Genomic DNA, 26,542 nt, shown 5'->3' with positions numbered 1-26,542 from the left:
ACGTTCATACGTTGATAACCAGAGGATAACTGTAATGGCTGATGCGCTATATATAGAAAAAGGTGGCAAAAAATTAAGATGCGGATTTACCACAGGAAGCTGTGCCGCAGCAGCTTCTAAGGCAGCGCTTACCATGCTGATAACGGGAGATGACATCCATTATTCGGAGATAGTTACTCCCAAGGGACCAGTTTATAACGCTGAAATAGTGGATATAGAGCGCGGAGACGGCTATGTAAGCTGCGCGGTTGTAAAGGACGGCGGAGATGATCCTGATGTTACAACAGGAGCAAAGATCTGCGCCAAAGTATGTTTTACAGAGGGTAAAGACCACGTGATCACAGGCGGTGAGGGAGTCGGGATCGTCACAAAAAACGGACTTGATCAGCCTGCCAATGAGTATGCGATAAACTCAGTTCCGCGAAAAATGATCCTTCAGAATATTGATGAAGTTTTAAGAAAGTATAACTATAAGGACAGAGCGGTAAAGATAGAGATATCCGTCCCCGGCGGCAAAGAGATCGCCCAAAAGACCTTTAATCCCAAGCTTGGAATCGTCGGGGGAATATCAATCCTTGGAACAACTGGAATTGTGGAACCTATGAGTGATACCGCAATTGTAGACACTATAAAGGCAGAGGTGAGTGTACGAAGGGCAGAAGGAAGAGAAGTGATCTTATTTGCCCCGGGAAACTACGGCCTTGTTTTTTTGAATGAAAAGTATGGAATAGATGAAAACAAGGCAGTGATGATCTCCAATTTTGTTTGCGACAGCATTAAAATAGCTGCAGATATGGGATTTAAGAAGCTTCTTTTTGTGGGTCATATAGGAAAGCTTGTCAAGGTTGCGGGCGGAATAAAGAATACTCATTCACGATATGGCGATCATAGAATGGAAATCCTTTCAGAGCTTGCCGGTCACTATCTGCCGGATGAAAAAGCCGCAGAAATATCCGAGAAACTATCAAAATGCGTAATGACTGATGAGGCGGTGAGGATCCTAAATGAAGAAGGAATAGGAGATGCGGTATTTAAGGAGATGGCTCTTAACATAAGCAGAAACATTGAGTTGTGGAGCGATGACAGAATAAAAGCGGAAATAATCGTTTTTTCAAATGAAAATACAGAACTTATAAGGACTGACAATGCCCTTGAGTTTATGGAGGAAATATAAATGGTTCACTTTGTTGGAGCAGGGCCGGGGGCCGAGGATCTGATAACTCTTAGAGGAAAAGAACTCATAGAAAATGCAGATGTGATCATATATGCAGGGTCCCTCGTTAATCCGGGGCTTTTAAAATATGCAAAAAAAGACTGCGAAATACACGACAGTGCAAGGCTTGACCTGAACGAAGTAATAGAAATAATCGTGAAAGCAGAAGCCATGAATAAAACAACAGTCAGACTGCATACCGGTGACCCCAGTATCTACGGTGCTATCAGGGAGCAGATGGATATTTTGTATGAAAAAAACATAGGCTATGACGTTACTCCGGGAGTCAGTTCATTTTGCGGGGCTGCTGCAGCTCTTAACATGGAATACACACTGCCCGGGATCAGCCAGAGCGTGATCATAACAAGGATGGAAGGGAGAACCCCTGTACCGGAGAGGGAATCTGTAGAAGAGCTTGCAAAACACGGATCGACGATGGTGTTCTTCTTATCTGCGGGGGATGCGTCCGGCCTTCAGAACAGGCTCCTTAGCGCCGGTCTGGATGCAGAAACACCCTGTGCGTTAGTCTACAAGGCAACCTGGGATGACGAGGAAAAATATGTGTGCAGGTTGTCGGAACTTGGCGAAACAGCAGAAAAATATGGAATAAGCAAAACAGCGCTGATAATCGTAGGCGAAACGGTAAAGCAGACAGGATATGAGAAATCAAGACTGTATGCGCCTGATTTCAGCACAGGTTTCAGAATGGGTAAAAATCTCAATGAATAGACTAAAACACAGAGAATATGTAGTATTTCCGGTACTCATAGTGCTACTAACAGCTGCATTTATAGCAAGCATCTGCATAGGAAATATAAAGGTAAGCATGAATGATGTGATAAATGCTCTATTTACCGGCAATGTGGAAGAAAAGACCAAAAACATAATAATGAATATCAGGCTTCCCCGTGCAATACTCACATTTATTCTGGGAGGTGCGCTTGCAGTCTCGGGATTTCTGCTCCAGACCTATTTTGCCAATCCGATAGCGGGCCCGTATATCCTTGGAATATCCTCCGGAGCTAAGATGGTTGTTGCTCTTTTCCTTATATTTTTTGTAGGAAAAACCGGGAGATCATCAGGGATGCTGCTTATAAGCGCAGCTTTTCTGGGAGCGCTTCTGGCAACCGGATTCATCATTCTGATATCCGGAAAAGTTAGAAATATGGCAGCACTTCTTGCAGCAGGAATAATGATAGGTTATATCTGTAGCGCTGTTACCGATTTTTTGATAGCTTTTGCAGACGATTCTGATATTGTGAATCTCCATAGCTGGTCGCAGGGAAGCTTTTCCGGGGCATCTATGGAAGGCGTATATTATTCGATTGCAATAGTTGGAATATCGTTTATTTTTGTAATGCTCTTAAGCAAGAACCTGGATGCCTTCAGATTGGGAGAAACCTACGCAAGGAGTGTAGGAGTCAATATTAAGCTGTGCAGAGTGCTTATCATCCTCTTTTCAAGTCTCCTTGCGGCTACAGTTACAGCATTTGCAGGTCCGGTATCATTTATCGGGATCGCTGTCCCATTCCTCATGAAAGAGGCACTCAGATCATCGAGGACAGGAATCCTTATTCCCGCATCGTTTCTTGCAGGAGCGATATTTTGCATGTTCAGCGACCTTATTGCGAGACTTCTTTTTGCACCTACAGAGCTTAATATTTCGGCGGTCACATCGCTCCTTGGAGCGCCGATCGTAATCTATATGATCATCAGGAGACACAAAAACCATGAGGCTTGAGAAAGTTAAAGCAGGTTATGGGAAAAACATAATAGTTAATGAGCTTAGCCTTGATATAAAAAAGGGCGAAATAATATCTGTCATCGGGCCAAACGGAGGCGGAAAGTCGACTCTGCTAAAGACTATTTCCGGGCAGCTCTCTATGATGGGAGGCACAGTTTATATCGGCAGAGACGATATAAAAAGAATGCCTTTAAAAGAACTGTCAAAAAAGATTTCAATCGTGACCACGCAGAGGATAAATCCTCAGTATATGACATGTCTTGATGTTGTTCTTGCAGGTAGACATCCATACACAGACGCAGTGGGCAGATTTCGAAGCGAGGATCTTGCTGCCGCAGATAACGCAATAACGCTTATGAATCTACAAAAATGCAAAGATAAACCGTTTGATGCGCTAAGCGACGGGCAGAAGCAAAGAAGCCTTATTGCAAGGGCTATCTGCCAGGATCCGGAGTATCTTATCATGGATGAGCCCACTTCTTATCTCGACATCAGGTACAGGATCGAGTTGATGGATGTACTGCGAAAGCTGTCCAAAAAAGGCATCACGATCATCATGTCTATTCATGAACTTGAGCATGCTTTTGAAATATCAGACAGGCTCCTTCTGATAGATGATAACGGGAATGCTATGTGCAAGTTTCCCGCAGAAGTAATAGGGGAAAACCTTTTAAAGGATCTCTACAGAATGAATGATGATATGTATGAGAGGGTCAAAGGCTCTCTGGCATCCTACCGCTTCGCTGCAGATAAAAATAGGGATACTAGCCCTGAACCGGATAAAAAAGAGAGACATTCTGCGTATTTTCTAAATAAAGAGTGCGAATACTATCCGTGCCATAAACTGCCGGAGGAGAAATTCAGCTGCTTGTTCTGCTATTGCCCTCTGTACGACATTGAGGACTGCGGAGGAAGCTACACATATACGAAAAAAGGCGCAAAAAACTGCAAAGACTGCACTTTCCCGCATGATAGAGATAACTATGCCAAAGTGATAAAGAAACTTAAGGAAAAGATGTATGGAGATAACTGAGGCTTTAAACTATAAATTTATATGTTTTACCGACAATGGACGACGGCTTATGATACGGCTCAGAAAACTACTAATTCAGGAAGTTTTCTCAGACGGAAAAAAAGTAATAGACAGTCCCACTTGTCAGGATGAATCCGAAGGGGAGCATACAGATAAATACACAGAATCCAGCTCAGACCTGGGAGAATGGGTAAAGAAATGCTTTGTTAAGGGAAATATCCTGGTCTTTATAGGAGCTGCCGGAATAGCTGTAAGGGCGATCTCAGGGCATTTACGGGACAAAACACAGGACCCTGCTGTAATTGTGATAGATGAAGCCGGAAAATATGTGATTCCTATCCTCTCCGGGCATATCGGAGGAGGAGTGGAAGCTGCAAGGCTTATAGCAAGCCTACTGGGAGCAGAGGCAGTCATAACCACGGCTTCTGATATCGAAGGGAAATTTGCAATTGACGTTTTTGCGACAAAAAATAATCTGATAATCTCCGATATGAAGAAGGCAAAAGAATATACCGCCTCTCTTTTAAAGGATGAAGACATAAGACCGAAATGCAGAATAGATGAGCGATTTAAGGATTTTATCCACCTGAATGGTTTTTTGAATACCGGGGACATGGATCATGATAACACCTACCAAAAAACAAACGAATTTTTGATAAGTCCTGCCATATCAGATGAAAACATTCCAGTCCTTATCCCCAAATGCATTGTGATAGGACTTGGCTGCAAAAAAGGCATCTCTTTTGAAAAAATATGCGCATTTTGCAAGGAAAAGATGTCGGAAGCAGGTCTTGACCTAAGAAGTATTAAGGCTATCGCTTCAATTGATCTAAAGAGGAGCGAACCATGTTTGAACCAGCTATCAGAGCATCTTGGTGTGCCGTTTAAAACTTTTTCCGCAGAGGAACTGATGGCGCAGGAGGGCGATTTTACTAAGTCGCCTTTTGTAGAAAAGACGACAGGCACAGACAATGTCTGCGAGAGGGCGGTTATGGCCTGTGGATGCAAAAAAATACTGGTAAAAAAGACAGCAGAGGAAGGAATGACCTTCGCTGCAGGAATAATGGAGCTTGAAATAAATGGCTAAGGGAAAATTGTATGTAGTAGGTATAGGACCCGGGGGAATGGACGATATGACGATCCGGGCGCAGAAGGTTCTTGAAAAGTGCAGTCATATAGCCGGATACACGGTATATTGTGATCTGGTCAGACCCTTTTACCCGGAAAAAGAATACATCGAAACTCCAATGATGGGAGAGGAAAAGAGAGTGCGCATGGCACTTGATACAGCTGTAAAAGGAAGCGATGTTGCCCTTATCTGCAGCGGAGATGCCGGAGTATACGGACTTGCCGGTCTTGCAATAAGTATGGCAAGAGACTATGACGATATATCGGTACAGGTGATCCCCGGAGTTACAGCTGCTCTAAGCGGTGCAGCACTGCTTGGTGCGCCTCTCATACATGATTTCTGCGTAATAAGCTTAAGCGACAGACTAACTCCCATGGAAGTTATAGAAGAGAGGCTCAAAGCTGCAGCAAAAACAGATATGGTGATCGTCCTATATAACCCTGAAAGTAGGAGCAGAGCGGGCTACCTTGAGCATGCCTGTAAGATAATACTGGCAGAGAGAGGCTTGAAAACTATATGCGGTATTGCGAGAAATATAGGACGAGATAACGAAGAGTATGGGATCATGAACCTCTATGATCTCAAAGAGTATAAGGCAGATATGTTTACAACAGTTTTTATCGGTAACTCATCGACACAGAATCTGGGCGGAATGATGGTGACGCAAAGAGGATACTTAAGTGAAAAATAAGATTTTGATTTTTGGAGGAACAACTGAAGGTCGGCTGCTTGCAGAATGCCTTAAAAAAGAAAACATCCCGCATGCAGTCAGTGTTGCCACTTCCTATGGCCGGGAAATAGAGGAAAAAGATGGCGAAACTAACCTCTTTGTCGGCAAAAAGAACGCCGGGGAAATGGCAGATATCATGGAGAAAGAAGGATATCTTACGGTTGTCGATGCGACGCACCCCTTTGCCATAGATGTATCAAAGCAGATAAAAGAAGCCTGCGAGATAGCAGGAGCAAAATATCTGCGCCTTTTACGTGACACCTCCATGAAAGAATATGAAGATGACAACATAACCTATGCAGGCGACATGACAGAAGCTGCAAGGATTTTGGGAGATGCGGAAAAAAGCGGCAAAATTAACGGAAACATCCTCTTTTTTACAGGAAGTAAGGACTTAAATACTCTGACAGAAAATATAAAAAACCGCGCAAGCATATATGCCAGGGTCCTTCCTAACGAGGATAGCCTGAAAAAATGCAAAGAGGCAGGACTTACAGGAAAACAGATAATTGCAATGCAGGGTCCGTTTTCCGAAGAAATGAACATAGCTCTTATCAGAGAAATAAAAGCGAGTGTTATTGTAACAAAGGAAAGCGGCAGGACAGGGGGATTTGATGAAAAAATTAAAGCCTCCATGAAGTGCGGAATTAAAGCAATAATTATACGTAATCCGGAGAAAAATAAGCAAGAGGAAAGCTACCTACTCGAAGAAATAATCGATATACTGCTAAAAACTGCGGATTATACCGATATAAAAGACCCTGTTTCGGACACACTTGATACCTCATCAGGGCACAAAGACAAGACAATTACCCTTGCGGGAATAGGCCCCGGAGATCGCCTTTATTTTACAAGTGAGCTAAGAGAAGCTATAGGTAAGGCGGATATCATATTTGGCGCAGAGTCTGTTGTTTCAAGGCTTTTAGAAGTTACTGTGCCTGTAAAAGTATGGTATCAGGGAGATAAAATACTTAAATATCTTGATGAAAACCCTGGGTTTACCAATCCGCTGGTTGTTTTTTCCGGAGATATAAGTCTATGCAGCGGAGCAAAGAAGGCAGAGCCAATTTTTCTTAAAAACGGTTACACGGTAAAAAAGATATCAGGTATTTCTTCTGTTTCGCTATTTGCCGGAAAGCTGGGTCTTAGCCTTGAAGATGTGCATATAGTGAGTGCTCACGGAAGAGAATGTAATGTCACAGGCTATGCGGTGCAGGAAAAAGAGCTGATAGTACTTCCATCAAATTGTGATCATGCAGCATCTATCTGCAAAAATATTCTCAGTTTAAAGGAAGAATATGAAGAGATCAGGATAATAGCGGGAATAGACCTTGGAACGGCTTCTGAGAAAATTGCTAAGATAGCAAAAGAAGACGATTTAGCGGTATTTTCGGAGGGGAAATGCCTTCTTTACATAAATAATCAGGCTGCACGCAAAGCGCCTTTGGAAAGTGTTGTATCAGACAATGACCTTATCAGGGGCAAGACTCCTATGACTAAGGAAGAAGTACGGGCATTATCCATGCGAAGGCTTAAGCTCACTTCTGATGCGGTTTTTTACGATATAGGAGCCGGAACAGGCTCTGTATCTGTTGAAGCAGCTCTTCATTCACCAGATATAAAGGTATATTCAATTGAGAAAAATAAGGATGCTCTGCAGCTTTTACAAAAAAATCGCGATAAGTTTTTCTTGGAAAATATGCAGATAGTAGAGGGCGAAGCCCCAACAGCTTTAAATGATCTGCAGGCTCCGACTCATGTATTTATAGGTGGAAGCGGCGGCAGATTAGGAGAGATCTTAGCGGCAGTCCTTAATAAGAATGACAGGACAAGGATAGTCATAAACTGCATAACACTAGAGACCCTGACTGAGACTCTGGAAGCCGCAAAAAAGCTTGGGATTACAGAGCCTGACATAACCATGGTAAGTATTACCGGATACAGGCATGTGGGGAATTATCACATGGCTGATGCAGGAAATCCGATTTACATTATTACAATAAGTAGCGATAAGGCGGCGGAAAATGCAGGATAAGAATTTTTTGGGCTTTTTAGTAGGAGCAACATCGAGTGGTAGCGGAAAGACCCTGATCACGTGCGCCCTTTTGCGGATTCTTGAAAAAAAGGGCTATAAACCTGCATCCTTTAAATGCGGGCCGGACTACATAGATCCGATGTTTCATAAAAAGGTACTTGGTATTCCTGCAAGAAATCTGGACATTTTCCTTGCAGGAGAAGATGGCATAAAAAGTGAGCTAAGTAAAGGCGCCCTCGGCAGGGATATATGCGTTGCAGAAGGCGTTATGGGGCTGTTTGACGGAAGCGGAGCTTCATCCTACAAGGGATCTTCCTATGAAATATCCGAAATAACAGGGCTACCCATAATACTTGTAGTTAATTGTAAGGGCATGAGTCATTCTGTCATACCGCTTGTAAAGGGCTTTTGCGACTACGACATGGAAGGTAGGATAGAAGGCAGGATAAAAGGCATAATATTAAACAATCTATCTCCTATGATTGCGGATACGATCATAGAAGCAGTTGAAAATGCCGTTAAAACCAAGGTACTGGGATATCTTCCTCCCATAAAAGATCTATCTATAGCGAGCAGACATCTGGGGCTTATTATGCCGTCTGAGATTCCGGAAGTTCTTGATGAGATCGACAGGGTTTCTGAAAAGCTGGAAGAGCATCTTGATATTACAAAGCTGATTGAAATAGCCGGATATTGGGAAGCTGAGGGACTCAGGAACCAAAATGGACACATAATAACAAGCACAAACTATCAATATACAGATAATAATGCACTCACAGATTCAGGAAAAGAGAATATGCCGTCTGAGAAAATCCGCATCGGTATAGCGATGGATGAAGCTTTTTCTTTTTATTATGAAGCAAATCTGGACCTTTTGAAGGAAAAAGGCGCAGAAATAGTCCCCTTTTCTCCTATACATGACAAACAAATCCCCGATGTATCAAGGCTTATAATAGGCGGAGGATATCCTGAGCTCTATGCGGCAGATCTTGCACAGAATACGTCAATGATGCGTAGCATAAGAGCAGCTGCAAATGCAGGTATGCCAATACTTGCAGAATGCGGCGGATTTCTATATCTGTTGGAAAGCCTTACGGATATGGATGGAAAAGAGCACAAAATGACGGGAATTTTCTCCGGAAAATCGCACTACACGGGAAAACTTTCACACTTTGGCTACGTCAATGTAATAGCGAGTGAGAAAAATCCTTATTTGTGCGATAATGAAATAGTTCGCGCGCACGAATTTCACTACTATGACACCTCGGATAACGGCTGCGTATGCAATATAAGTAAGCCCGGGAAAAACCGCTCCTGGCAGGGATACAGGCAAAAAGGGAATGTATTTGCAGGATTTGCGCATCTTTACTACCCTTCCTGCGAGGCGTTCATAGATAGATTTTTACAGATAAATACGCGCGAATACAACTAAACAGGCAGGAAGAATGGATGCTTACAAAAGAATTATTGTTTAGATTAAAAATACAAAAACCGGATGTCACATATTATGAGCAGTGCAAAAAGGCCTGGGATGGCCTGTCCAAGCCACTTGACGGCTTTGGCGATTTTGAAGACCTGATATGCACTCTTGCGGCTATAGAAGGCACATATTTTCCCAGGGTTGAAAACAGAGCGGCTGTGATATTCTGCGCAGATAACGGAATTGTTGAAGAGGGTGTCTCACAGTGCGGACAGGACGTTACTTTTGCCGTAGCAAAAGCCCTTGGAAGCGGAATAAGTACAGCAAATACTCTGGGAAAATCGGCAAAAGTTGACGTTATCCCCGTGGATGTGGGGATTGCATCAAGTGAAGATATATATGGGATCAAATATGCCAAGATAAACAACGGAACGAGGAATTTCCTTAAGGAACCTGCGATGGTTAGCGCAGAAGTGTGCCTTGCTATAGAGACCGGAATGAACCTTGTAAAAGAGCTGAAAGGCAGGGGATATGACATCCTCGCCACGGGCGAGATGGGAATAGGTAATACCACCACCTCCGCCGCTGTTTTGTCGGCGATCCTTCGCATAGATAGCGATGAAATAACAGGAAGAGGTGCAGGCCTTGATGATGAAGGCCTTTTGAGGAAAAAGGCAGTGATCAGGGAAGGCATCTCTAAATACGATTTTGATAGCATTTCCGATGAAAAGGAAAGGGCTTTTAATATACTGATGTGCCTTGGAGGACTTGATATAGCCGCTCTTTGCGGGCTGATCATCGGTTGCGGGATATATCATGTTCCTGTTGTACTTGATGGGATAATTAGTTCTACCGCGGCAGTTGTTGCCGAGAAGCTGGTACAGGGAGCTGCGAATTTCTGCATAGCTTCCCACAGAGGAAGAGAAGTGGGAAATATGCTGGCGCTTAAAGCTCTTGGCCTTAAGCCTTATATAGACGGCGATATGGCTCTTGGTGAGGGGACAGGTGCAATAATGCTGTTTCCGCTAATTGACCTTGCAAATGACTATTTTGTAAAAGGCGCTAAATTCAGTGATTACAGCATAGATGAATACAAGAGGTTTTCATGATGAATATACTTGTTCTGGGGACTCCTGACAGCGGAAAATCGAAAAAGGCTGAGGACATTGTCATGTCGCTATCAGATCCCTCTCAAAGGGTTTACATTGCCACAATGATCCCTTTTGGAGAAGAGGGACAGGAGAGAATAAAACGGCACAAAAAGCTAAGAGAAGGAAAAGGCTTTGTCACCATTGAAAAGCAGTACAACATAGATCAGCTCCTTACAGATAATAAGGACGAAATCAGCGGAAAAACCTGCCTTCTTGAATGTATATCTAACCTTGTGGGGAATGAGATGCATCTTGAAAGTAACAGGGACCTTGGAGATAAAGAGCTTACAGAGAAGATAACGGATCAGGTAATGAAGATCGCAGAAGAGTCTGCGAACCTTGTCATTGTTTCAAACAGGTTTGAGGATGATGACTCTTTTGATGCTGAGACTAAAAGATACGTTGCGCTTACCAATAAGGTTAACGATGCCTTGAAGGAAAAAGTGGATCAGATCTATGAATTAGTTAAAGGAGAATGGGTTTTAAGTGAGCATAATTAGAAGCATAATTGTTTCATTTTCTTTATATTCGAGGATTCCGATGCCTGTGTTTACATGGAATGAGGATGACACCAAGCATGCGATCGCTTTTCTTCCTCTTGTGGGGATAGTGATCGGAGCGGTTTCTTATGCAGTGATCAGGATTACGGAAGCTTTGGATATTCCGCTTTTGTGCCGCGTTCTTTTGTTGATGCTGACTCCTGTTTTGATAACAGGGGGCTTTCATCTGGACGGATTTATGGATGTTCAGGACGCCGGAAATTCATATCAGGATAGGGAAAAGAAGCTGGAAATAATGAAGGATCCTCATGTGGGAGCCTTCGCGATAATAAGTCTCTCAGTTCTTGGACTTATCTGGGTGTGCTTTTTGTATCTGACTATGGATAGCTGCATGCAGGCAGGAACGAGCCTGTTTATGAACCTGTACTGCGGCATGTTTTTCTATGTCAGAGCTCTTTGCGGGATCGGCAGCATCTGTTTTTCGAAAGCCAAAAAGGACGGAATGCTCAATATGGAAACCAAAAAGAGCAGCCGCGCAGATATTATTTTTCTTATTGTACAAGCGCTCCTCGGAGCAGCATTTATGGTCTATACAGATCTTTTTGCAGGGTCACTTACAGCGCTTATTTTGCTCGTTTACTTATTTATATACAAAGCTAAGACCGGCAGGCTTTTTGGAGGAGTGACCGGAGATACGGCAGGTTATTTCGTGGTGATGGGAGAGTGCATCTTCCTTATAATACTGGGTGTTTGCAGGGTAATACAGATATGAAAAGTCACTTAACAGCCTTTTTGATAGGCTTTATTTTGGACAGAATAATAGGGGATCCCATGAATTTTCCGCATCCCATCAGACTTATTGGGAGTCTTATCGCTTTTTTTGACAAGAAGTTTCTTGGAGATGTGGAAAACAAGGAGAGAAAGCCGGGACGTGAAACTATATATGGTTTGGTTATGTGCATATTAACGATAACATTGACCGCGTTCATCACAGCGGCAGTTGTCATATCAGCCTATAAATTGCATATAGCCTTAGGAATCGCAGTAGAAGCAGTGTTGACCTGCTACATTCTTGCAGCAAAAAGCTTAAAGGATGAATCCATGAAGGTGCACACTGAGCTTATGAAAGGAACGATAGAAAGCGCCAGATATGCAGTATCTATGATAGTAGGGCGGGATACCAAGAGCCTTGATGAAGCCGGTATCACGCGCGCTACGGTAGAGACAATTGCGGAGAATACCTCGGACGGAGTTATAGCTCCACTTATCTATACGTTTATCGGCGGCCCGATCCTGGGTTTTACCTACAAGGCAGTTAATACGATGGATTCAATGACAGGCTACCACAACGACAGATATGAGTACTTCGGGAAAATAGCTGCAAAGCTCGATGACTTCGTAAACTATCTTCCCGCAAGGATCAGCGCCTTTTTAATGATCCTGTCTGCCTATATTTTGGGCATTGCAGGAGTATTTAAATCCGGCAAAAAAGATTCTACCGACGGTGTCATTTTTTCAGGAAAAAACGCATACAGGATTTTCAAAAGAGACAGATATAATCACAAAAGCCCGAACTCTGCGCAGACAGAAAGCGTGTGTGCCGGTGCTCTGGGACTAAGGCTTGCGGGAGATGCCAGCTATTTTGGAAAAATCGTAAAAAAGCCCTATATAGGTGACAAGTTAAGGCAGATTGAGGCAGAGGATATAAAAAGAGCGGCCCGGCTCATGTATCTGACTGAAGATATCTGCATGATAATACTGATGATCATAGGAATAATACTTATATAGTTCTTGCTTTGGGAGGGACAATGCTTCACGGAGGCGAAATCTACGGAAAAAAAATAGAATATGATTTCTCGGTAAATCTAAATCCCTACCCATGCCCTGATAAGGTCAGAGAGGCTCTTACCAGAGCCGTTTCTGATGTTGGACAGTATCCTGATATGTCACAGACCCTCTTTAGAGAAGCTATCGCTTCATCAAAAGGTGATAACATAAGTGCGGATAACGTGATAGGAGGAAATGGTGCATCAGAGCTGATATCTGCTGTGGTCAGGCTGATAGCTCCCAAAAAAGTTCTTCTTCCTGTTCCAAGCTTTTACGGATACAGGCATGCTCTGAATATGATCCCGGATTGTAAGATAGAAGAGCATTTACTTGATAGCAGGGACGGATTTGAGCTCACAGAGACCTTTTTGCAAAAGATAACTGATAAAACAGATCTGATCATTCTTGCTAATCCCAATAATCCCACGGGAAAGTGCATAAGCGACGATATCCTAAGTAAAATCCTATATCGCTGCAAGGAAACAAAAACTGCGATAATTTTGGATGAATGCTTTTTTGACCTCTCAAGCGGCAGGGCAAGCGGAGAAAAATATGTTGGGATCATTCCGGACCTGTTTGTAATAAATGCCTATACCAAGCTGTTTGCAATACCGGGAGTCAGGATAGGCTATGCGATTTCGGGCAAAAAAGAAATTGAAGCTTTAAAGAAGTTTTTGCCTGAATGGAACATGAGTATCTTTTCACAGAAGGCTGGATGCGCCTGTGCAGATATAGTACAAAATTCGGATTATGTCTCAAAATCATTAGATTATATACGTGCGCAGCGAGAAGAACTGATAAAAAGCCTAAGCAGATTTACTGTTTTCGACTCGGATACAAACTATATTCTCATGCAAACAGATATAGATATTTTTGATAAGCTACTCGAAAAAGGAATCCTGATACGTGACTGCTCTAATTTCATAGGGCTTAAAAAAGGCTTCTATAGAATTGCCGTAAAAGACAGCAAAGCACTAAAAACCCTGACTGATGTTCTTAATTTTTTTTGAACTCACCACATCCTGAGCGACCATGTACCCACATCAAGGCGCCAGGGCTCTTTAGTATGTTGGTAGTGTAAATAATTTAAAAATGCAATTTAAAAGACCTGATAATGGCAAATCAGGTCTTTTTTATAGGAGGAGTTAAAAAGGAGAAATTCTCCGGTCATTGTTTGGTTTGTGGTGCAACCTCTGAAAGCTCGGGCTTTCTCGGGAAGTGTTCATACAGAAAACGGAGTCTTGTCTCATCCCCTGTATGTTTTGTTTTCTGATAGATATATCGTCTCTGATTTCCAAAAACTTTATACCCAAAATAAAAATAATTTCGCCATGATACAAAAAAATAAAGAAATTTGATTTTTATCTGTTATATGTTTTATCGAATGGTTTTATTTCTTTAAGAATAAATTTATACAATGTTAATAAGTCGCGAAGTGCTGATTAAATCTGGAGTTTGAGGCGCTTTTGGGTTTGGGGGTAGTTGTACCTGAAAAAATACGATGATATAGTTTTATTATCGTTATTACGAACACATTATTGTAGAAAGGGATGGTTCTTTAAGATGGAAAAAAAGAAGGGATCACTTTTATATGTAATAGTTGCTGTAATTATTGGAGCTGTTGTTGTTACAGGACTAATTATTGAGCTATTTACTATTAATTCAACAATCGCCACCAACAGAGAGCAGACAGAGGCTTATAGATCCAGATTGATGGAAGATCAGCAGATGGAACTTAAGAATCAGGTTCAGACGGCTGTAAGTCTTATTGAACAAACATATAAGGCTCAGGAAGCCGGAGTTCTTACCGAAGAAGAAGCTAAGAAGATATGCGCTGATTATGTAAGAGAACTCAGGTATGATGACGGTGATGGCTATTTCTGGATTGACACCGTAAATGGTGATAACGTGGTTCTTCTTGGTAGAGACACAGAGGGAACCAACAGATATGATCTTGTAGATCCAAATGGTGTTAAGTATATCCAGGAAATCCTTAATGCAGGTATGCAGGACGGTGGTGGATATGCATATTTCAGTTTCCCTAAGCCAAATGAGACAGAACCTCTTCCCAAGATGTCATATTCAGTAGAGTTCAAACCTTACAATTGGGTTATAGGAACCGGAGTATGGATTGACAACATAGATGAGATGGAAGCAGTATACAAGACTCACGCAGATGAGGCACTTAGAAAGAGTATTACACAGTCAGTTATTATCCTGGTTGTTCTTATAGTGATCGGTGTTGTTGCTGCAGTTTATATGGGAAAGAAAATCGCAAATCCCATCGTGCTTGTTACAAATCAGATGGTTCGTATGGCTAACAGCGACTTTACTGAAAATAAGGAAATGGGAGATGTTCGTAAACTTAAGAAGGAAAACAATGAGATCGGTCTTATTGCTGGGGCACTTGACCTTATGCATACCAATATAAGAGATCTGATGATGCGCATTTCAGATACAACCGCTTATGTAGCATCAGCATCTGAAGAACTTTCAGCAAGTGCTTCTCAGTCTGCACAGGCCAGTGAAATGGTTGCTACATCCTGTACAAACGTTGCAGATTCCTGCTCAGGACAGATTACAGCAGTATCCGGCGCAAGTGATGAAACCAAGTCCTTCGTTGCTAACATGCAGGAATTTGAGGAAGCAATTGTCCGTTCTAATGATATGATCAAGTCCACTAATGAAGCAGCTGCTAAGGGTGCTCAGGACATGACCAATGCAACCAATATGATGACAACCATCAAGGAATCCGTTGAGAACACAGCATCTGTTGTTGAAGGCCTTGGTGAAAAACTTAAGAATATCGATACTTTCGTTGATACAATCTCTGAGATCGCAAGTCAGACAAACCTGCTTTCACTTAATGCTTCTATCGAGGCTGCAAGAGCAGGAGAGATGGGGAAGGGATTTGCGGTAGTTGCCAGTGAGATCAGCAAACTGGCTGATGAATCCAATCAGGCCGCTGCCAATATCACAGAGCTAATCGAAGATATTACCAAGAGCTCCGAAGAAGCACTTGAAGCTATGAGAGAAGGTGCTCAGAGCGTTGTAGAAGGAACCGGAACTGTTAATGAGGCAGGTCAGACCTTCAACAATATCGTTGATATGGTTTACTCAATTGCTGAGGAATCCAACAGAATGAGCGAGATAGTAGGACAGCTTTCAAGCGGAACCGATACTATCGCCAATAACATTCAGAAGATTGAAGAGATGAGCGTAAGTGTTGCGGACGAAACCCAGAATGTATCAGCCGCATCACAGCAGCAGACGGCATCAACACATGAAGTTGCAGAAGCATCTGATAAGCTTGCAGAAAATGCACAGGATCTTCAGAACTTTGTATCTAAATTTGAATTGTAAAACATTAACCGGGCAGAGAATAATCGGATAGTGTTTTAAGCTTAATTGTAGAGGGACTGTGCAGACCGGTTAATGGTTTCATGGTCTCTCTATGTGCATAATAAGAAAAAGGGTTCAATATGGATTATCAGAAGTGTGTAGATACTATAGAGAGTGTTGGCTGTGTCTTATCCGTTGAAAAAACTGAAACGGGAGACATAGGAGACATTCGCGTTATAGCTGCAAATAAGGGATATATTGAACAGTTTGAGACAAAATATTATCCCGGAATAATATATTCAGAACTTGTGCAAAAGGAGAGAAAGTTTGAATACTTTGTCTCTACGGTAGCTTTTGAGCACAGGCTGATGCATACATACGTGGACGGCAAAGGCATAGGCTATTGGATGGACCAGTTCTATGTGCCGCTTGAGTCTGACAGGGAAGATATTGGATATTGCCTGTTTACGTATGAAATGACCAAGAAACCGGACCCCGACAGAATGGGCGATGTATCTATTGATACGGCCAGTTCTGTCATAAAAAGCTGCGCAGTTTTCCGCACTGCAGATTCTTTTCAGGATGCTATCGATTCTGTCGTAAAAGAGTTGCTTGAAAAATGTGGCGCGAAGTCATGCGTGGTTCTTAGTGTGGATGAATTCAACAAAAAAGTCACATATATAGGAGGCCATTCTACCAGACGTAGTCAGGATGAAGTCAAGGCGGTCATAGCAAGAATTCCTTTTTCAGTTGTCCAAACATGGAAGAGAATGACCTACAAAACTAATTGCCTGATCATAGCAAATGAATATGATATGGAGGTTTTATCCGGGAAAAATCCCGAATGGGCTGATTCTCTTAAACGTGACGGAGTCCACAGTCTTTGTTTTATTCCGTTATATCAAAACAATGAAGTAATAGGTTATCTGTACGTTGCCGATTTTGATACAAGCAGAGTGACAGAAGTCAAGGAACTTATAGAGCTAACTTCATTTTTCCTTGCAGCCGAGATAGCAAACCACAATTTACTGCTGGATCTTGAGCACATGAGTAAAATCGACATGCTCACCGGAGTAAAAAACAGAAATGCCATGAATAACAGAGTTGATGAGTTTGTCATGAACTCGGCTCTTACCGATACTCCGTATGGCGTCGCTTTTGTAGATCTTAACGGTCTTAAAAAGATGAACGATGAAAACGGTCATGAAGCAGGTGACCATATGCTTTGGCAAGCGGCTACAATGCTATCCTCAGTTTTTGATGGATTCGAAGTATACAGAGCAGGTGGCGACGAATTTTCTGTTATATGCGCTGATTGCAAAGAAGACATTTTTTCCCGGCTAATAGATGAGATTCGTGAAAAAACAGCCTATCCGGCCCAGATAACAGCGGCGGTAGGAAAATATTATGCAAGTCACGGCGAGGATATCAGATTTGCCATGCACGAAGCTGATCAGGAAATGTATAAGATAAAGCAAAAATTCTATGAAGATCATCCCGAGTTAAAAGTACGAAAAGGCGATAAAAACTGATGATCAAGGACCACGTCTTGCCCTTATAGGGGAAATCTCTATTTAATTAAATAAAAAAATTTTTTTTGAAATATTTGCAACATTTTTATCCTCTCAAATGTATATAGGTTAGAAGCGAAAAAACCTACGACTTTTTAAGGCAAAAGGAAATGCCCGCAAGAAGTCACACATTTGGAGGATAAAATTATGAAGAATAATAAAGTGGTTTCAGAATTAATGACAGTGATGATTGCTGCAGGAATGCTATCCGGTTGTGGCAACATGGATGCTGCAAGTGAAGTGGCAGTAAAAGAAGATATAGCTGCTACAGAGCCTCAGATGTCACAAAAAGAGGCTGATGCTGCAACAGAGCCGGTGGAAGGAGATGTGCCGGTTACATATGAAGAAAGCACCTGCGATAGCGCGGCAAGCGAAGACTGTGAGGTGGAAGCCTGCATAGAGGGAGAATGCCTTGGCGAATACGACAGGTCGCTTAACTGCCCTTTCCCCTATGATGACCACGAATATAATACAGAGTCTTATGAGTCAATTGAAGAAAATGAATTCAATCTCGTTCAAACAACTCCCCTTTCTACCTTTGCTGCCGATGTAGATACGGCTTCTTATGCAAATGTCAGAAGGATGATCGAGAATGGCGTAAGCCTGTCTGAAATAAATGCAGATGCCGTAAGAACAGAGGAGTTTCTCAATTATTTTTCTTATGATCTTAATGCACCCAAAAAAGGCGACAAATTCGGATTTACGACAGAGGTATCAAACTGCCCCTGGAATGAAGAACATAAGCTTATGTTCGTAGGAATGAAAACACAGGATATTGACCTTAGAGAAATACCCGACAGCAACCTGGTTTTCCTTATAGATGTATCCGGCTCGATGGATGAAGCCAATAAGCTTCCTCTTTTGCAGAAGTCGTTTAATAAGCTTGTAGATGAGCTTCCGGGTAACGGAACAGTCTCAATAGTTACATATTCCGGTTCAGAAGAAGTTGTGCTAAGCGGCGAAAGCATGGAAAACAAGGAAATAATCAAGGAAGCCATAGACAGCCTCAGCGCAAGTGGATGCACAAACGGAGAGAGCGGAATACAGCAGGCTTACAAGATCGCCAAAAAATACTATATAGACGGCGGAAATAACAGGGTTATCCTTGCAACCGACGGTGACCTCAACGTGGGCATTCAGGACCCTGATGAGCTTGAAAAATTTATCAGTAAAAAGAAGGATGACGGCATTTTCCTTTCCGTTCTTGGCTTTGGCGATGGGAACTATAAGGATGATAACCTGGAGCGCATTGCAGACTGCGGAAATGGCAATTACTCATATATAGATTCAGTTCTGGAAGCGCAAAAGGTATTGGTTGATGAGATGGGAGGAACACTCCTTACAGTGGCTAAGGATGTCAAGCTTCAGGTTGAGTTCAACCCGGCAGTTGTCAATTCCTACAGACTCCTTGGCTATGAAAACAGAGTAATGGCTGATGCAGATTTTACGGATGATTCAAAAGATGGCGGCGAGATCGGCGCAGGTCATAGCATTGTAGCCCTCTATGAATTTGTTCCTGCTGATAGTGAAAATGCAATAAATCTTAAGTATGGCGACTCTAAAGACCTTGATTATGGCGACGAATATGCTACACTAAGCGTTAGGTATAAAGAGCCTGAAAAGAGCAAATCTGAGCAGGTTTCTGTAGTAATAGACAACTTATCTTATAAAGATGATCCCGGAGAAAATATAAAATTTGCAGCTCTTGTTGCTGAATTTGCTATGATTTTAAGAGACAGTGACAATAAGGGGACAGCAACACTTGAGGATATAATCAGTAATTATCCTTCTTTGGAGGCAAGAGATGAATATAGGGATGAGTTTTATCAGATGGTTAGAATGGTAGCGAAAAGAGGATAAAAATATATGTTGGCACTTACTGTCAGACAGACTTTTTCAATTTTGCTGTGTGAAGATCTGATAGTTATGAAGGAAAAAATCACTCACAATCTGATCAGTTTATTTGCGCAGGTCAGAATGAGCGAAAAAAGTGATGGTGCCGCTACCAAGGAGTCTTCCTGTTCAAAAGAGATAGCGGGAAGGCTCCTTGATAGTTACGGCGACACTATTTTAAGGGTGGCATACTCATATCTGCACAATATGAGTGACGCAGAGGATATCCTGCAGGAAACACTTATCAGGGTATTTACAACAAAGCCGCATTTTTTGAGCAGTTCCCATGAAAAGGCATGGCTTATAAAAGTGGCTTCAAATCTGAGCAAAAACAGGATTTCATATAATAAGCTCCGGGAAACGGATGAACTAAATGAAGAACTTGTAGCCGGTGGCAGAGAAGACCTGTCTTTTGTCTGGGAGGCGGTAAAGAAACTACCTGAAAAATACAGGGAAGTTATCCATTTGTATTATGAGGAAGGCTATTCCACTAAAGATATAGCTGATATTCTTGGAAGGAATGAGTCCACAGTGCGCTCAGACCTTAAGAGAGGCAGAGATAGTTTAAAAGCTGTTCTTAAGGAGGCATACGATTTTGAGTAAATATAATGAGATCATGGACAATGTAAAAGTTACGGATGAAATGAGAGAGCGCATTTTGTCTAATATAGAAAAAGAAACAGCAAGCGCTGAGCAAAGTAAAACCAATGTAACGCCTATAGATACAGGCAGAAGCAAGAAGTCCATAAAGCTAGTGATCCGCAGGGCGGGACAGATTGCAGCAGTATTTGCCATCCTGATCGCTTCTTTCGGGGTAGCGGCAGTAGTTACCGGAAGATTCAGGGCTCCCGGTGGAATGAATGAATCAGCATCTGAAGAGGCCGCTTATGAGACAGAGGCTCCAAGCGAGTCAGAATCGGAATCAGCATCCGAAGAGGCTGCCTATGAGGCAGAGACAGAAAGTGCTTCTGACCTTGCAGAAGAGACAGAGAATTATGAGTATGACAAACAGGAGACACTGGAGGGAGATGCACCTTCACTAGATAAGGTAATAAATGAGCCTGCGAGTACAGAAGACGCGGCTGATTCTGAAGAAACTGATGCAGTTGTAACATCCAATGATGTATGCGGCGATTATCTTGCAGGTATAACCAGGGTTGACGGCCTGACATTTGAAGAGAGATATGAGGAGCTTATTTCAGAGATAGGACAGGATCCTTCAGCATACTGCATGGATATAAATGGCGACGGTTATGAAGACCTGGTCGTAAGCTGTATTTACTATGGTTATGATATATATTTTAATGATGGATCTGATCTGCATTTTATAACGGGCGGTGACGGAACCGCAGATGTTGTCTGCTTATTTGACAGAAATGGACAGATATATATAGGACATAGTGATACAACGCATTTCGGAAGACAGTACAATGAATTTTGTCTGTATGATATGGACGGCAATATCACTGAGAGTATCAAGCTGTCCGTAGAATATGAGGATTCAGAGGGCGAAAGCTACGATGAAAACAGCAACTTTTATCTAAACGATAATAAGATATCAATGGCTGAGTATGAAGAAACATTAAATCAGTTTACTTATTTTGATATAACAGGGTATGAAAAAGCAAACTAAAATCTTAAGTCTGCGAAGAACTAAAACCAAAGGAACCAGGATAATATGAAACTATTATTTATAAGGCACGGCGACCCAGATTACGAGAAGGACGCACTTACGGAAAAAGGGAAAAAGGAGGCAATGCTTCTATCTAATATGATAGACACATTCGGGATAGATGATGTATATCAGTCTCCGCTTGGAAGAGCCAAAGAAACTGCATCATATAGTTTACTAAGGCTCGGAAAAGAGGCAGTTACATATGAATGGCTAAAAGAATTCCCGGCTGTATTTGATCCCAATTTGTCCGAGTCTGCAAGGCAAGCCTATGAAAATGAACTTGTTTTTAATAAGGAGACCGGAAAATACGACGGAAGGATTCTCTGGGATGTGCTCCCTTCATATTATGCGCAGCATCAGGATATATTCGATCCTGTTAAGTGGAGAGAATCGGAAATAGTTAAATGCAGTAATATGGTACCTCTATATGATGAAGCTGTTTCCGAGTTTGAGAAATTACTTGCGGATTATGGATATGTAAGAGATGGCCGTATTTTCAGAGTAAAAGAAGGAAATGATAAAGTAGTAGCATTTTTCTGCCATTTTGGAATTACATGTGTTCTTTTATCATATCTTTGGCAGATATCTCCGTTTACGCTTTTCCAGTATCTGGCTGCGGCGCCGACTTCTGTAACTGAGGTTGTAAGTGAAGAGAGGCAAAAAGGAATTGCGATATTCAGGACTCTGAGGATCGGAGATATAACGCATCTTACTATGGGACAGGATATGCCTTCATTTTCAGCAAGGTTTTGCGAGAAATATGAGAATGAGGATGAAAGGCACTAAGGTAAGACCATGAAGATATTAACTAAGATATTCAGAAAAATAAAATCGGATCCGGTGCTCATAGCAGCCTGGATTCTTGCTATAATATCCGCATTTTTCGTGCATCCCGGCAAAGAATATATCAAATACATAGACTTCAGATCTCTTGGAATATTATGGGGACTGATGGTAGTAGTGCAGGGATTTAGAGAGAATTCAGTATTTGAGAAGATAGGCGAAGCACTACTTAAGAGAGTCTCGAAAGGCTGGCAGGTTGCGGCTGCTCTTATATTTATATGCTTTATTTCAAGCATGTTTATAACCAATGACGTAGCACTTATCACTTTTGTTCCCTTTGCGCTTATGACGCTCCATAACTGCAAAAGAGAGGATATGATGATCCCTGTGATCGTACTTCAGACCGTTGCGGCCAATCTCGGAAGTATGATGACACCTATAGGAAACCCGCAGAACCTCTATCTGTACGGAATTACAGGTATGGGGATTAAGGAATTTGTATCCTGCATGCTTCCTTACACAGTCCTGGCTGCGCTTATGCTTGGGATATCGATATTTTTCCTTCCGGGAAAAGATAAAAAACTGGAAGACAGAACCGAAGATTACAATATAGTAAAAGGATTTGGCAGTACTCTGCAGGTAGTGATCTATTCGGTCTTGTTTGCAGTTGCGCTTCTTACCGTGCTTAGGATCATTCCTTTTTGGCTTATGCTCCTTGTCATATTTATAACTGTTGCAGTTTTAGATGGCAAGATCCTGCTTCGTGCAGATTACATATTGCTTCTTACGTTTATCGGATTTTTCATATTTACCGGAAACATGGGGAAGATAGGCAGTGTGAGGAATATTCTGCAAAGTATCGTACAGGGAAGAGAATTTGTTACGGCGATTGTTACCAGTCAGTTTATCAGTAATGTTCCGGCGACACTTCTTCTATCTGATTATGTGAGTGATTACAGAGAGCTTCTTATTGGAGTGAATGTCGGAGGCCTTGGAACGCTTATTGCTTCCATGGCAAGCCTTATCTCATTTAAGGCATATACTAATGATTACAAGGATAAAACCGGTAAATATATTCTCTTATTTACAGCAGTAAATTTCCTGTTTTTGGTAGTCCTTTCACTTTTTCATATTATTTTTTGACATCTTGTTGGACATTTGTTGGACATGCACTGTTATTATCTCTTTCAGAGAAGGGGAACAAAATAATACTTTTCTGTGAGGGAGGAACCATCATGACGAAGTCATGATTTGGAATGGTTCCGACCGATAGGGCAGGATTGCGGAGCAATCGTGCCAATACATAATATAAGAGGAGAAAGTGGAATGAAAAGAAATGCAATGATAACCTTAGCTACTGCAGCTGCAATAACAGTTATGTCTCTTGTAGGATGTGGTAAGACAGAATCGGTAGAAGTAAACGAAGAGGCTGTTGCACAGGCAGGTGAAATAGCAGAAGATGCTGTGGAACAGGTAAGCAGTGATGTTGAGGAAGCGTTAGATGAAGCTGCTGATGCAGCAGAAGCTGACGGGGACGAGATTAGAACACCCGAGGAAGAGCTTGAAGCAATGAAGGCAGACCTTGTTTACATGGGTGGTCTTTACATCAAGGATCCTGAGAATGATCTTATGATGGCTATATTCAAAAATGCAGGGGTACCGGTAGCTGTTGTTCAGAAGCTCGGAAATACCTACTACGGCGAATTTACTACAGAGGATGGAACAACAGAAGACGGACGCGAGTATTCTAAGATGCTGATCGAAGATAAGGAATTCGGTTATCACTTCCATCTCGAGGATGAAGATGCTGATTCTTTCCTTGTAGATGAGGATGGAACCATATATGATGCTTATGACATGGACGAGAGCGTAGCATTCGATATGGTACTCGACACACTTAAATAAATTATGGGATAGCGAATTATTACGAGGGCGCAGGTGATCACCGGATGATCACCTGCGATTTTAATGTGAACTCTTTTTTTGCAAATTTCGGGAAATAGAGAAATTCTTTTGGCAAAGCTTATTCTATATTCTAATATTATTCCAATATATGATAAAATAAAAAACGAATTGAAGGAGAACGCGTATGGAGGGTATTAAAATGGCGAGTAAACGGAGACTTTGCAAATCCAGAGACAAAAAAATATGTGGTGTGTGCGGAGGAATTGCCCAATACTTTGGGATAGATCCGACTCTGGTAAGAATAGTATGGGCAGTTTTGGCATTTGCCTGGGGAACAAGTATCTGGGTATATTTCATCCTTGCATTTATTCTTGACGATGCTGATGAGAGAGAGCAGATCGAAGATGAGACCTATACAGGTTACGGAAGCGATGAGAATTATATTGATGCGAAGGAAAGACCTGTATCATACAAGGATGTAAAGATAAATAAAGAAGACTACGTTGATGTAGACTACAGACCGGTTGAAGAGATTTCTGATCAGCCAATTGGTTTTGATCCTTCCAAATACGAAGAAAATAACAGATGATCGAATAAAAACAGGGCTTTCCGATATGAATCGGAGAGCTCTGTTTTGTGTTGGACATTTGTTGGACATCATAAGTTATAGTTTTATTAAATAAAAAACTAAAATAGATAAAACTGCGAAGAAAACGATATGAACCTGAAATTACAAATTCAAAAACAGAATTATGAAGAGATCATTTTAAAATATAAAGAGGTAGAAAAGATAGCTGTAGAGCAGCTTGAGCAGGAGCTTTCCCATGCCCGTCTGGATATCATGCAGCTTCCGCACAGAATAAAGAGCTGGCAGTCTGTAGAGGGAAAGCTTTTAAAGAAGCCCGATCGCTATTCAAAAGTATCTGATCTTACGGATATTCTGGGTATCCGTATTGTCTGCTATTTTTTGTCCAACGTGGATGAGGCAGCTGATCTAGTAAGACGTGTCTTTGATGTAGATACAGAGAATTCAGATGATAAGCGTATGTCTATGTCCGCAAATTCATTTGGCTACGTGTCTCTTCACATGATCTGCACCCTTAGAAAAGACAAGGGCTATCCGGAGGAAATTGCCAATCTTAAGTTTGAGATCCAGCTTAGGACTATGCTTCAGCATGCCTGGGCAGAAATTGAGCATGACCTTGGTTATAAGACTTTTCTTGAGATACCAAGAGAAGTACGCCGCGAGTTTGCGCGTATAGCAGGACTTCTTGAAATCGCAGATGATTCTTTTGAAAATATAAAGAATTCACTTAGCAGATATGAAAACGAGACTCTTGAGAGAATTCGTACAGATTCTGCTGGAGATATGACTTTAGATACTCATACTTTAAATACATTTATGGAGCATAGCCAGGCTATCACCGGGCTCTATGATGAGATGGCTTCCATGACATGCGGAAAAGTTGTTCACGTAGGCGCGGAAGGATATCTTCCTTTGCTTGGACAGCTTGGTCTTGAAACATTAGGTGACCTTCATGCTCTTGTTGAAGAGCAGCATTATCATGTAATGATCCTGCTTGAGCATGCTCTTAAGTATTCAGACCTTGAAGAGATTACTTCTAACGCAGCTCTCTTTTATATTTGCAGAGCAAAGATGGTTTGGAGCAATTATTCCAAAGAGGAGATAGAAGATATCTATTACAATTTCTTTGAGGATAGGAAGAAAGCTGAAAATAACGCCAATATCATCATCAGCCTTCGCGAAGAATTCAGACCGACTGCTGTAACTCACATGAGCATTGCGTAGAATGTCGTGATACTATACTTTGTTCCACAGTTTCCTATAAAAATGGTATTATTATCTTAGATATTTTTTTCTAGGGGGGAAAAGAATGATAGATAACATCGAGGTTTATACTCACAGCAGCATCAGGATTACTGATCACGTCGGAACAATCTACATTGATCCATTTCAGATTAGGGAGGAGAAGCATGATGCTGATTATATCATGATAACTCATCCACATTCGGATCATTACTCCGCAGAAGACATCAGAAAAGTGTTAAAAGAGTCAACTATACTTGTCGTTCCGGAGAGTATGGTGGAAGATGCAAGAGAACTTGAGAGGGAAGTTAAGAGCATCATTTCAGTAAAGCCGGGAATGTTCAAGGAAATAAACGGACTTGAGATAAAGACGGTTCCCGCGTACAACAACATTAAACCTTTTCACCCCAAAAGGGCAGAATGGGTTGGCTATATCCTGAAAATTGATGGAAAGCGAATCTATATCGCCGGAGATACAGGGGTTACCAAGGAAGCAAAAAAGGTTAAGTGTGATGTGGCTCTGGTACCCATAGGCGGAACCTACACTATGGATGTAAAGAAAGCAGCCGACCTTATCAACACTATAAGACCTGAGTATGTAATTCCCACTCATTACGGCAATATCGTCGGAAAAGAAGAAGACGGAAGAGCTTTCAAGGAACTTGTTAAAAGTCCTGTGAAGGTAGTTGAGAAAATACAATATTTTAAATAATTAAAATAAAACGGGCGAAGGATTATAAAAATCCACGTCCGTTTTTTGTGC

24 protein-coding genes are annotated in these 26,542 nt (G+C 41.8%); all 24 read left to right on the top strand.

Annotated features, from left to right (window positions below; translation table 11 throughout):
- Positions 1–34: 34 nt before the first annotated feature.
- Positions 35–1,174 (top strand): cobalt-precorrin-5B (C(1))-methyltransferase CbiD, encoded by a 1,140-nt coding sequence (gene cbiD, locus T543_RS06235; protein WP_035766855.1) that lies wholly within the window; start codon positions 35–37, stop codon positions 1,172–1,174.
- Complete coding sequence (gene cobM, locus T543_RS06230; protein WP_035766852.1) at positions 1,175–1,942, top strand: precorrin-4 C(11)-methyltransferase; 768 nt, start codon at positions 1,175–1,177, stop codon at positions 1,940–1,942.
- Positions 1,935–2,954, top strand: coding sequence for a FecCD family ABC transporter permease (locus tag T543_RS06225; protein WP_035766848.1), 1,020 nt, complete (start codon positions 1,935–1,937; stop codon positions 2,952–2,954). Before cobM ends, T543_RS06225 begins: the two co-directional genes overlap by 8 nt.
- On the top strand, positions 2,944–3,990 hold the full coding sequence (locus T543_RS06220; RefSeq protein ID WP_051638590.1) for an ATP-binding cassette domain-containing protein: 1,047 nt from the start codon (positions 2,944–2,946) through the stop codon (positions 3,988–3,990). The genes T543_RS06225 and T543_RS06220 overlap by 11 nt, the downstream gene beginning before the upstream one ends.
- Positions 3,977–5,077, top strand: coding sequence for a cobalt-precorrin 5A hydrolase (locus T543_RS06215; RefSeq protein WP_035766846.1), 1,101 nt, complete (start codon positions 3,977–3,979; stop codon positions 5,075–5,077). Before T543_RS06220 ends, T543_RS06215 begins: the two co-directional genes overlap by 14 nt.
- Complete coding sequence (cobJ, locus tag T543_RS06210) at positions 5,070–5,810, top strand: precorrin-3B C(17)-methyltransferase (RefSeq protein WP_035766843.1); 741 nt, start codon at positions 5,070–5,072, stop codon at positions 5,808–5,810. Before T543_RS06215 ends, cobJ begins: the two co-directional genes overlap by 8 nt.
- Positions 5,800–7,884, top strand: coding sequence for a precorrin-6A reductase (gene cobK / locus T543_RS06205; protein ID WP_035766839.1), 2,085 nt, complete (start codon positions 5,800–5,802; stop codon positions 7,882–7,884). Before cobJ ends, cobK begins: the two co-directional genes overlap by 11 nt.
- Positions 7,874–9,316, top strand: coding sequence for a cobyrinate a,c-diamide synthase (locus T543_RS06200; RefSeq protein ID WP_035766836.1), 1,443 nt, complete (start codon positions 7,874–7,876; stop codon positions 9,314–9,316). Before cobK ends, T543_RS06200 begins: the two co-directional genes overlap by 11 nt.
- A 17-nt stretch (positions 9,317–9,333) precedes the next feature.
- Positions 9,334–10,413, top strand: a complete 1,080-nt coding sequence (locus T543_RS06195; protein ID WP_035766833.1) for a nicotinate-nucleotide--dimethylbenzimidazole phosphoribosyltransferase — start codon at positions 9,334–9,336, stop codon at positions 10,411–10,413.
- Positions 10,410–10,955, top strand: a complete 546-nt coding sequence (locus T543_RS06190) for a bifunctional adenosylcobinamide kinase/adenosylcobinamide-phosphate guanylyltransferase (RefSeq protein ID WP_051638589.1) — start codon at positions 10,410–10,412, stop codon at positions 10,953–10,955. The genes T543_RS06195 and T543_RS06190 overlap by 4 nt, the downstream gene beginning before the upstream one ends.
- Positions 10,942–11,727 carry an adenosylcobinamide-GDP ribazoletransferase gene (locus tag T543_RS06185; protein WP_155843181.1) on the top strand — a complete coding sequence of 262 codons (786 nt, stop codon included), beginning with the start codon at positions 10,942–10,944 and terminating at the stop codon, positions 11,725–11,727. Before T543_RS06190 ends, T543_RS06185 begins: the two co-directional genes overlap by 14 nt.
- The gene (cbiB, locus tag T543_RS06180) at positions 11,724–12,743 is read left to right on the top strand and encodes an adenosylcobinamide-phosphate synthase CbiB (RefSeq protein WP_035766827.1); all 1,020 of its coding nucleotides are present in this window, start codon (positions 11,724–11,726) and stop codon (positions 12,741–12,743) included. The genes T543_RS06185 and cbiB overlap by 4 nt, the downstream gene beginning before the upstream one ends.
- Positions 12,744–12,763: 20 nt before the next feature.
- On the top strand, positions 12,764–13,792 hold the full coding sequence (locus T543_RS06175; protein WP_035766825.1) for a pyridoxal phosphate-dependent aminotransferase: 1,029 nt from the start codon (positions 12,764–12,766) through the stop codon (positions 13,790–13,792).
- A gap of 553 nt (positions 13,793–14,345) precedes the next feature.
- Entirely contained in the window at positions 14,346–16,145 is a 1,800-nt protein-coding gene (locus T543_RS06170; protein ID WP_035766822.1) for a methyl-accepting chemotaxis protein, read from the top strand.
- A 119-nt stretch (positions 16,146–16,264) separates the two neighbouring features.
- The gene (locus T543_RS15155; protein ID WP_051638588.1) at positions 16,265–17,656 is read left to right on the top strand and encodes a sensor domain-containing diguanylate cyclase; all 1,392 of its coding nucleotides are present in this window, start codon (positions 16,265–16,267) and stop codon (positions 17,654–17,656) included.
- A gap of 186 nt (positions 17,657–17,842) precedes the next feature.
- Complete coding sequence (locus T543_RS06160) at positions 17,843–19,555, top strand: vWA domain-containing protein (RefSeq protein WP_242839487.1); 1,713 nt, start codon at positions 17,843–17,845, stop codon at positions 19,553–19,555.
- Between the two features lie 6 nt (positions 19,556–19,561).
- Complete coding sequence (locus T543_RS06155; RefSeq protein ID WP_242839486.1) at positions 19,562–20,191, top strand: RNA polymerase sigma factor; 630 nt, start codon at positions 19,562–19,564, stop codon at positions 20,189–20,191.
- Complete coding sequence (locus T543_RS06150; protein WP_035766818.1) at positions 20,184–21,221, top strand: hypothetical protein; 1,038 nt, start codon at positions 20,184–20,186, stop codon at positions 21,219–21,221. The genes T543_RS06155 and T543_RS06150 overlap by 8 nt, the downstream gene beginning before the upstream one ends.
- Positions 21,222–21,266: 45 nt before the next feature.
- Positions 21,267–22,049 carry a histidine phosphatase family protein gene (locus T543_RS06145; RefSeq protein WP_035766816.1) on the top strand — a complete coding sequence of 261 codons (783 nt, stop codon included), beginning with the start codon at positions 21,267–21,269 and terminating at the stop codon, positions 22,047–22,049.
- Between the two features lie 9 nt (positions 22,050–22,058).
- Positions 22,059–23,189, top strand: a complete 1,131-nt coding sequence (locus tag T543_RS06140) for an SLC13 family permease (RefSeq protein WP_081829971.1) — start codon at positions 22,059–22,061, stop codon at positions 23,187–23,189.
- A 183-nt stretch (positions 23,190–23,372) separates the two neighbouring features.
- Positions 23,373–23,951 (top strand): hypothetical protein, encoded by a 579-nt coding sequence (locus T543_RS06135; RefSeq protein WP_035766814.1) that lies wholly within the window; start codon positions 23,373–23,375, stop codon positions 23,949–23,951.
- Between the two features lie 199 nt (positions 23,952–24,150).
- Positions 24,151–24,540: a PspC domain-containing protein gene (locus tag T543_RS16450; protein ID WP_081829980.1), complete on the top strand. Its 390-nt coding sequence runs from the start codon at positions 24,151–24,153 to the stop codon at positions 24,538–24,540.
- A 129-nt stretch (positions 24,541–24,669) separates the two neighbouring features.
- Positions 24,670–25,761, top strand: a complete 1,092-nt coding sequence (locus tag T543_RS15150) for a GTP pyrophosphokinase (RefSeq protein WP_051638587.1) — start codon at positions 24,670–24,672, stop codon at positions 25,759–25,761.
- Between the two features lie 85 nt (positions 25,762–25,846).
- Complete coding sequence (locus T543_RS06120; RefSeq protein ID WP_035766811.1) at positions 25,847–26,491, top strand: MBL fold metallo-hydrolase; 645 nt, start codon at positions 25,847–25,849, stop codon at positions 26,489–26,491.
- Positions 26,492–26,542 lie beyond the last annotated feature (51 nt).

The sequence above is a fragment of the Butyrivibrio sp. NC2002 genome (assembly GCF_000702265.1).
GTDB lineage: Bacteria > Bacillota > Clostridia > Lachnospirales > Lachnospiraceae > Butyrivibrio.
The sequence above is the reverse complement of the archived record's forward strand: the minus strand, read 5'-3'. Positions and strand labels throughout refer to the sequence as shown.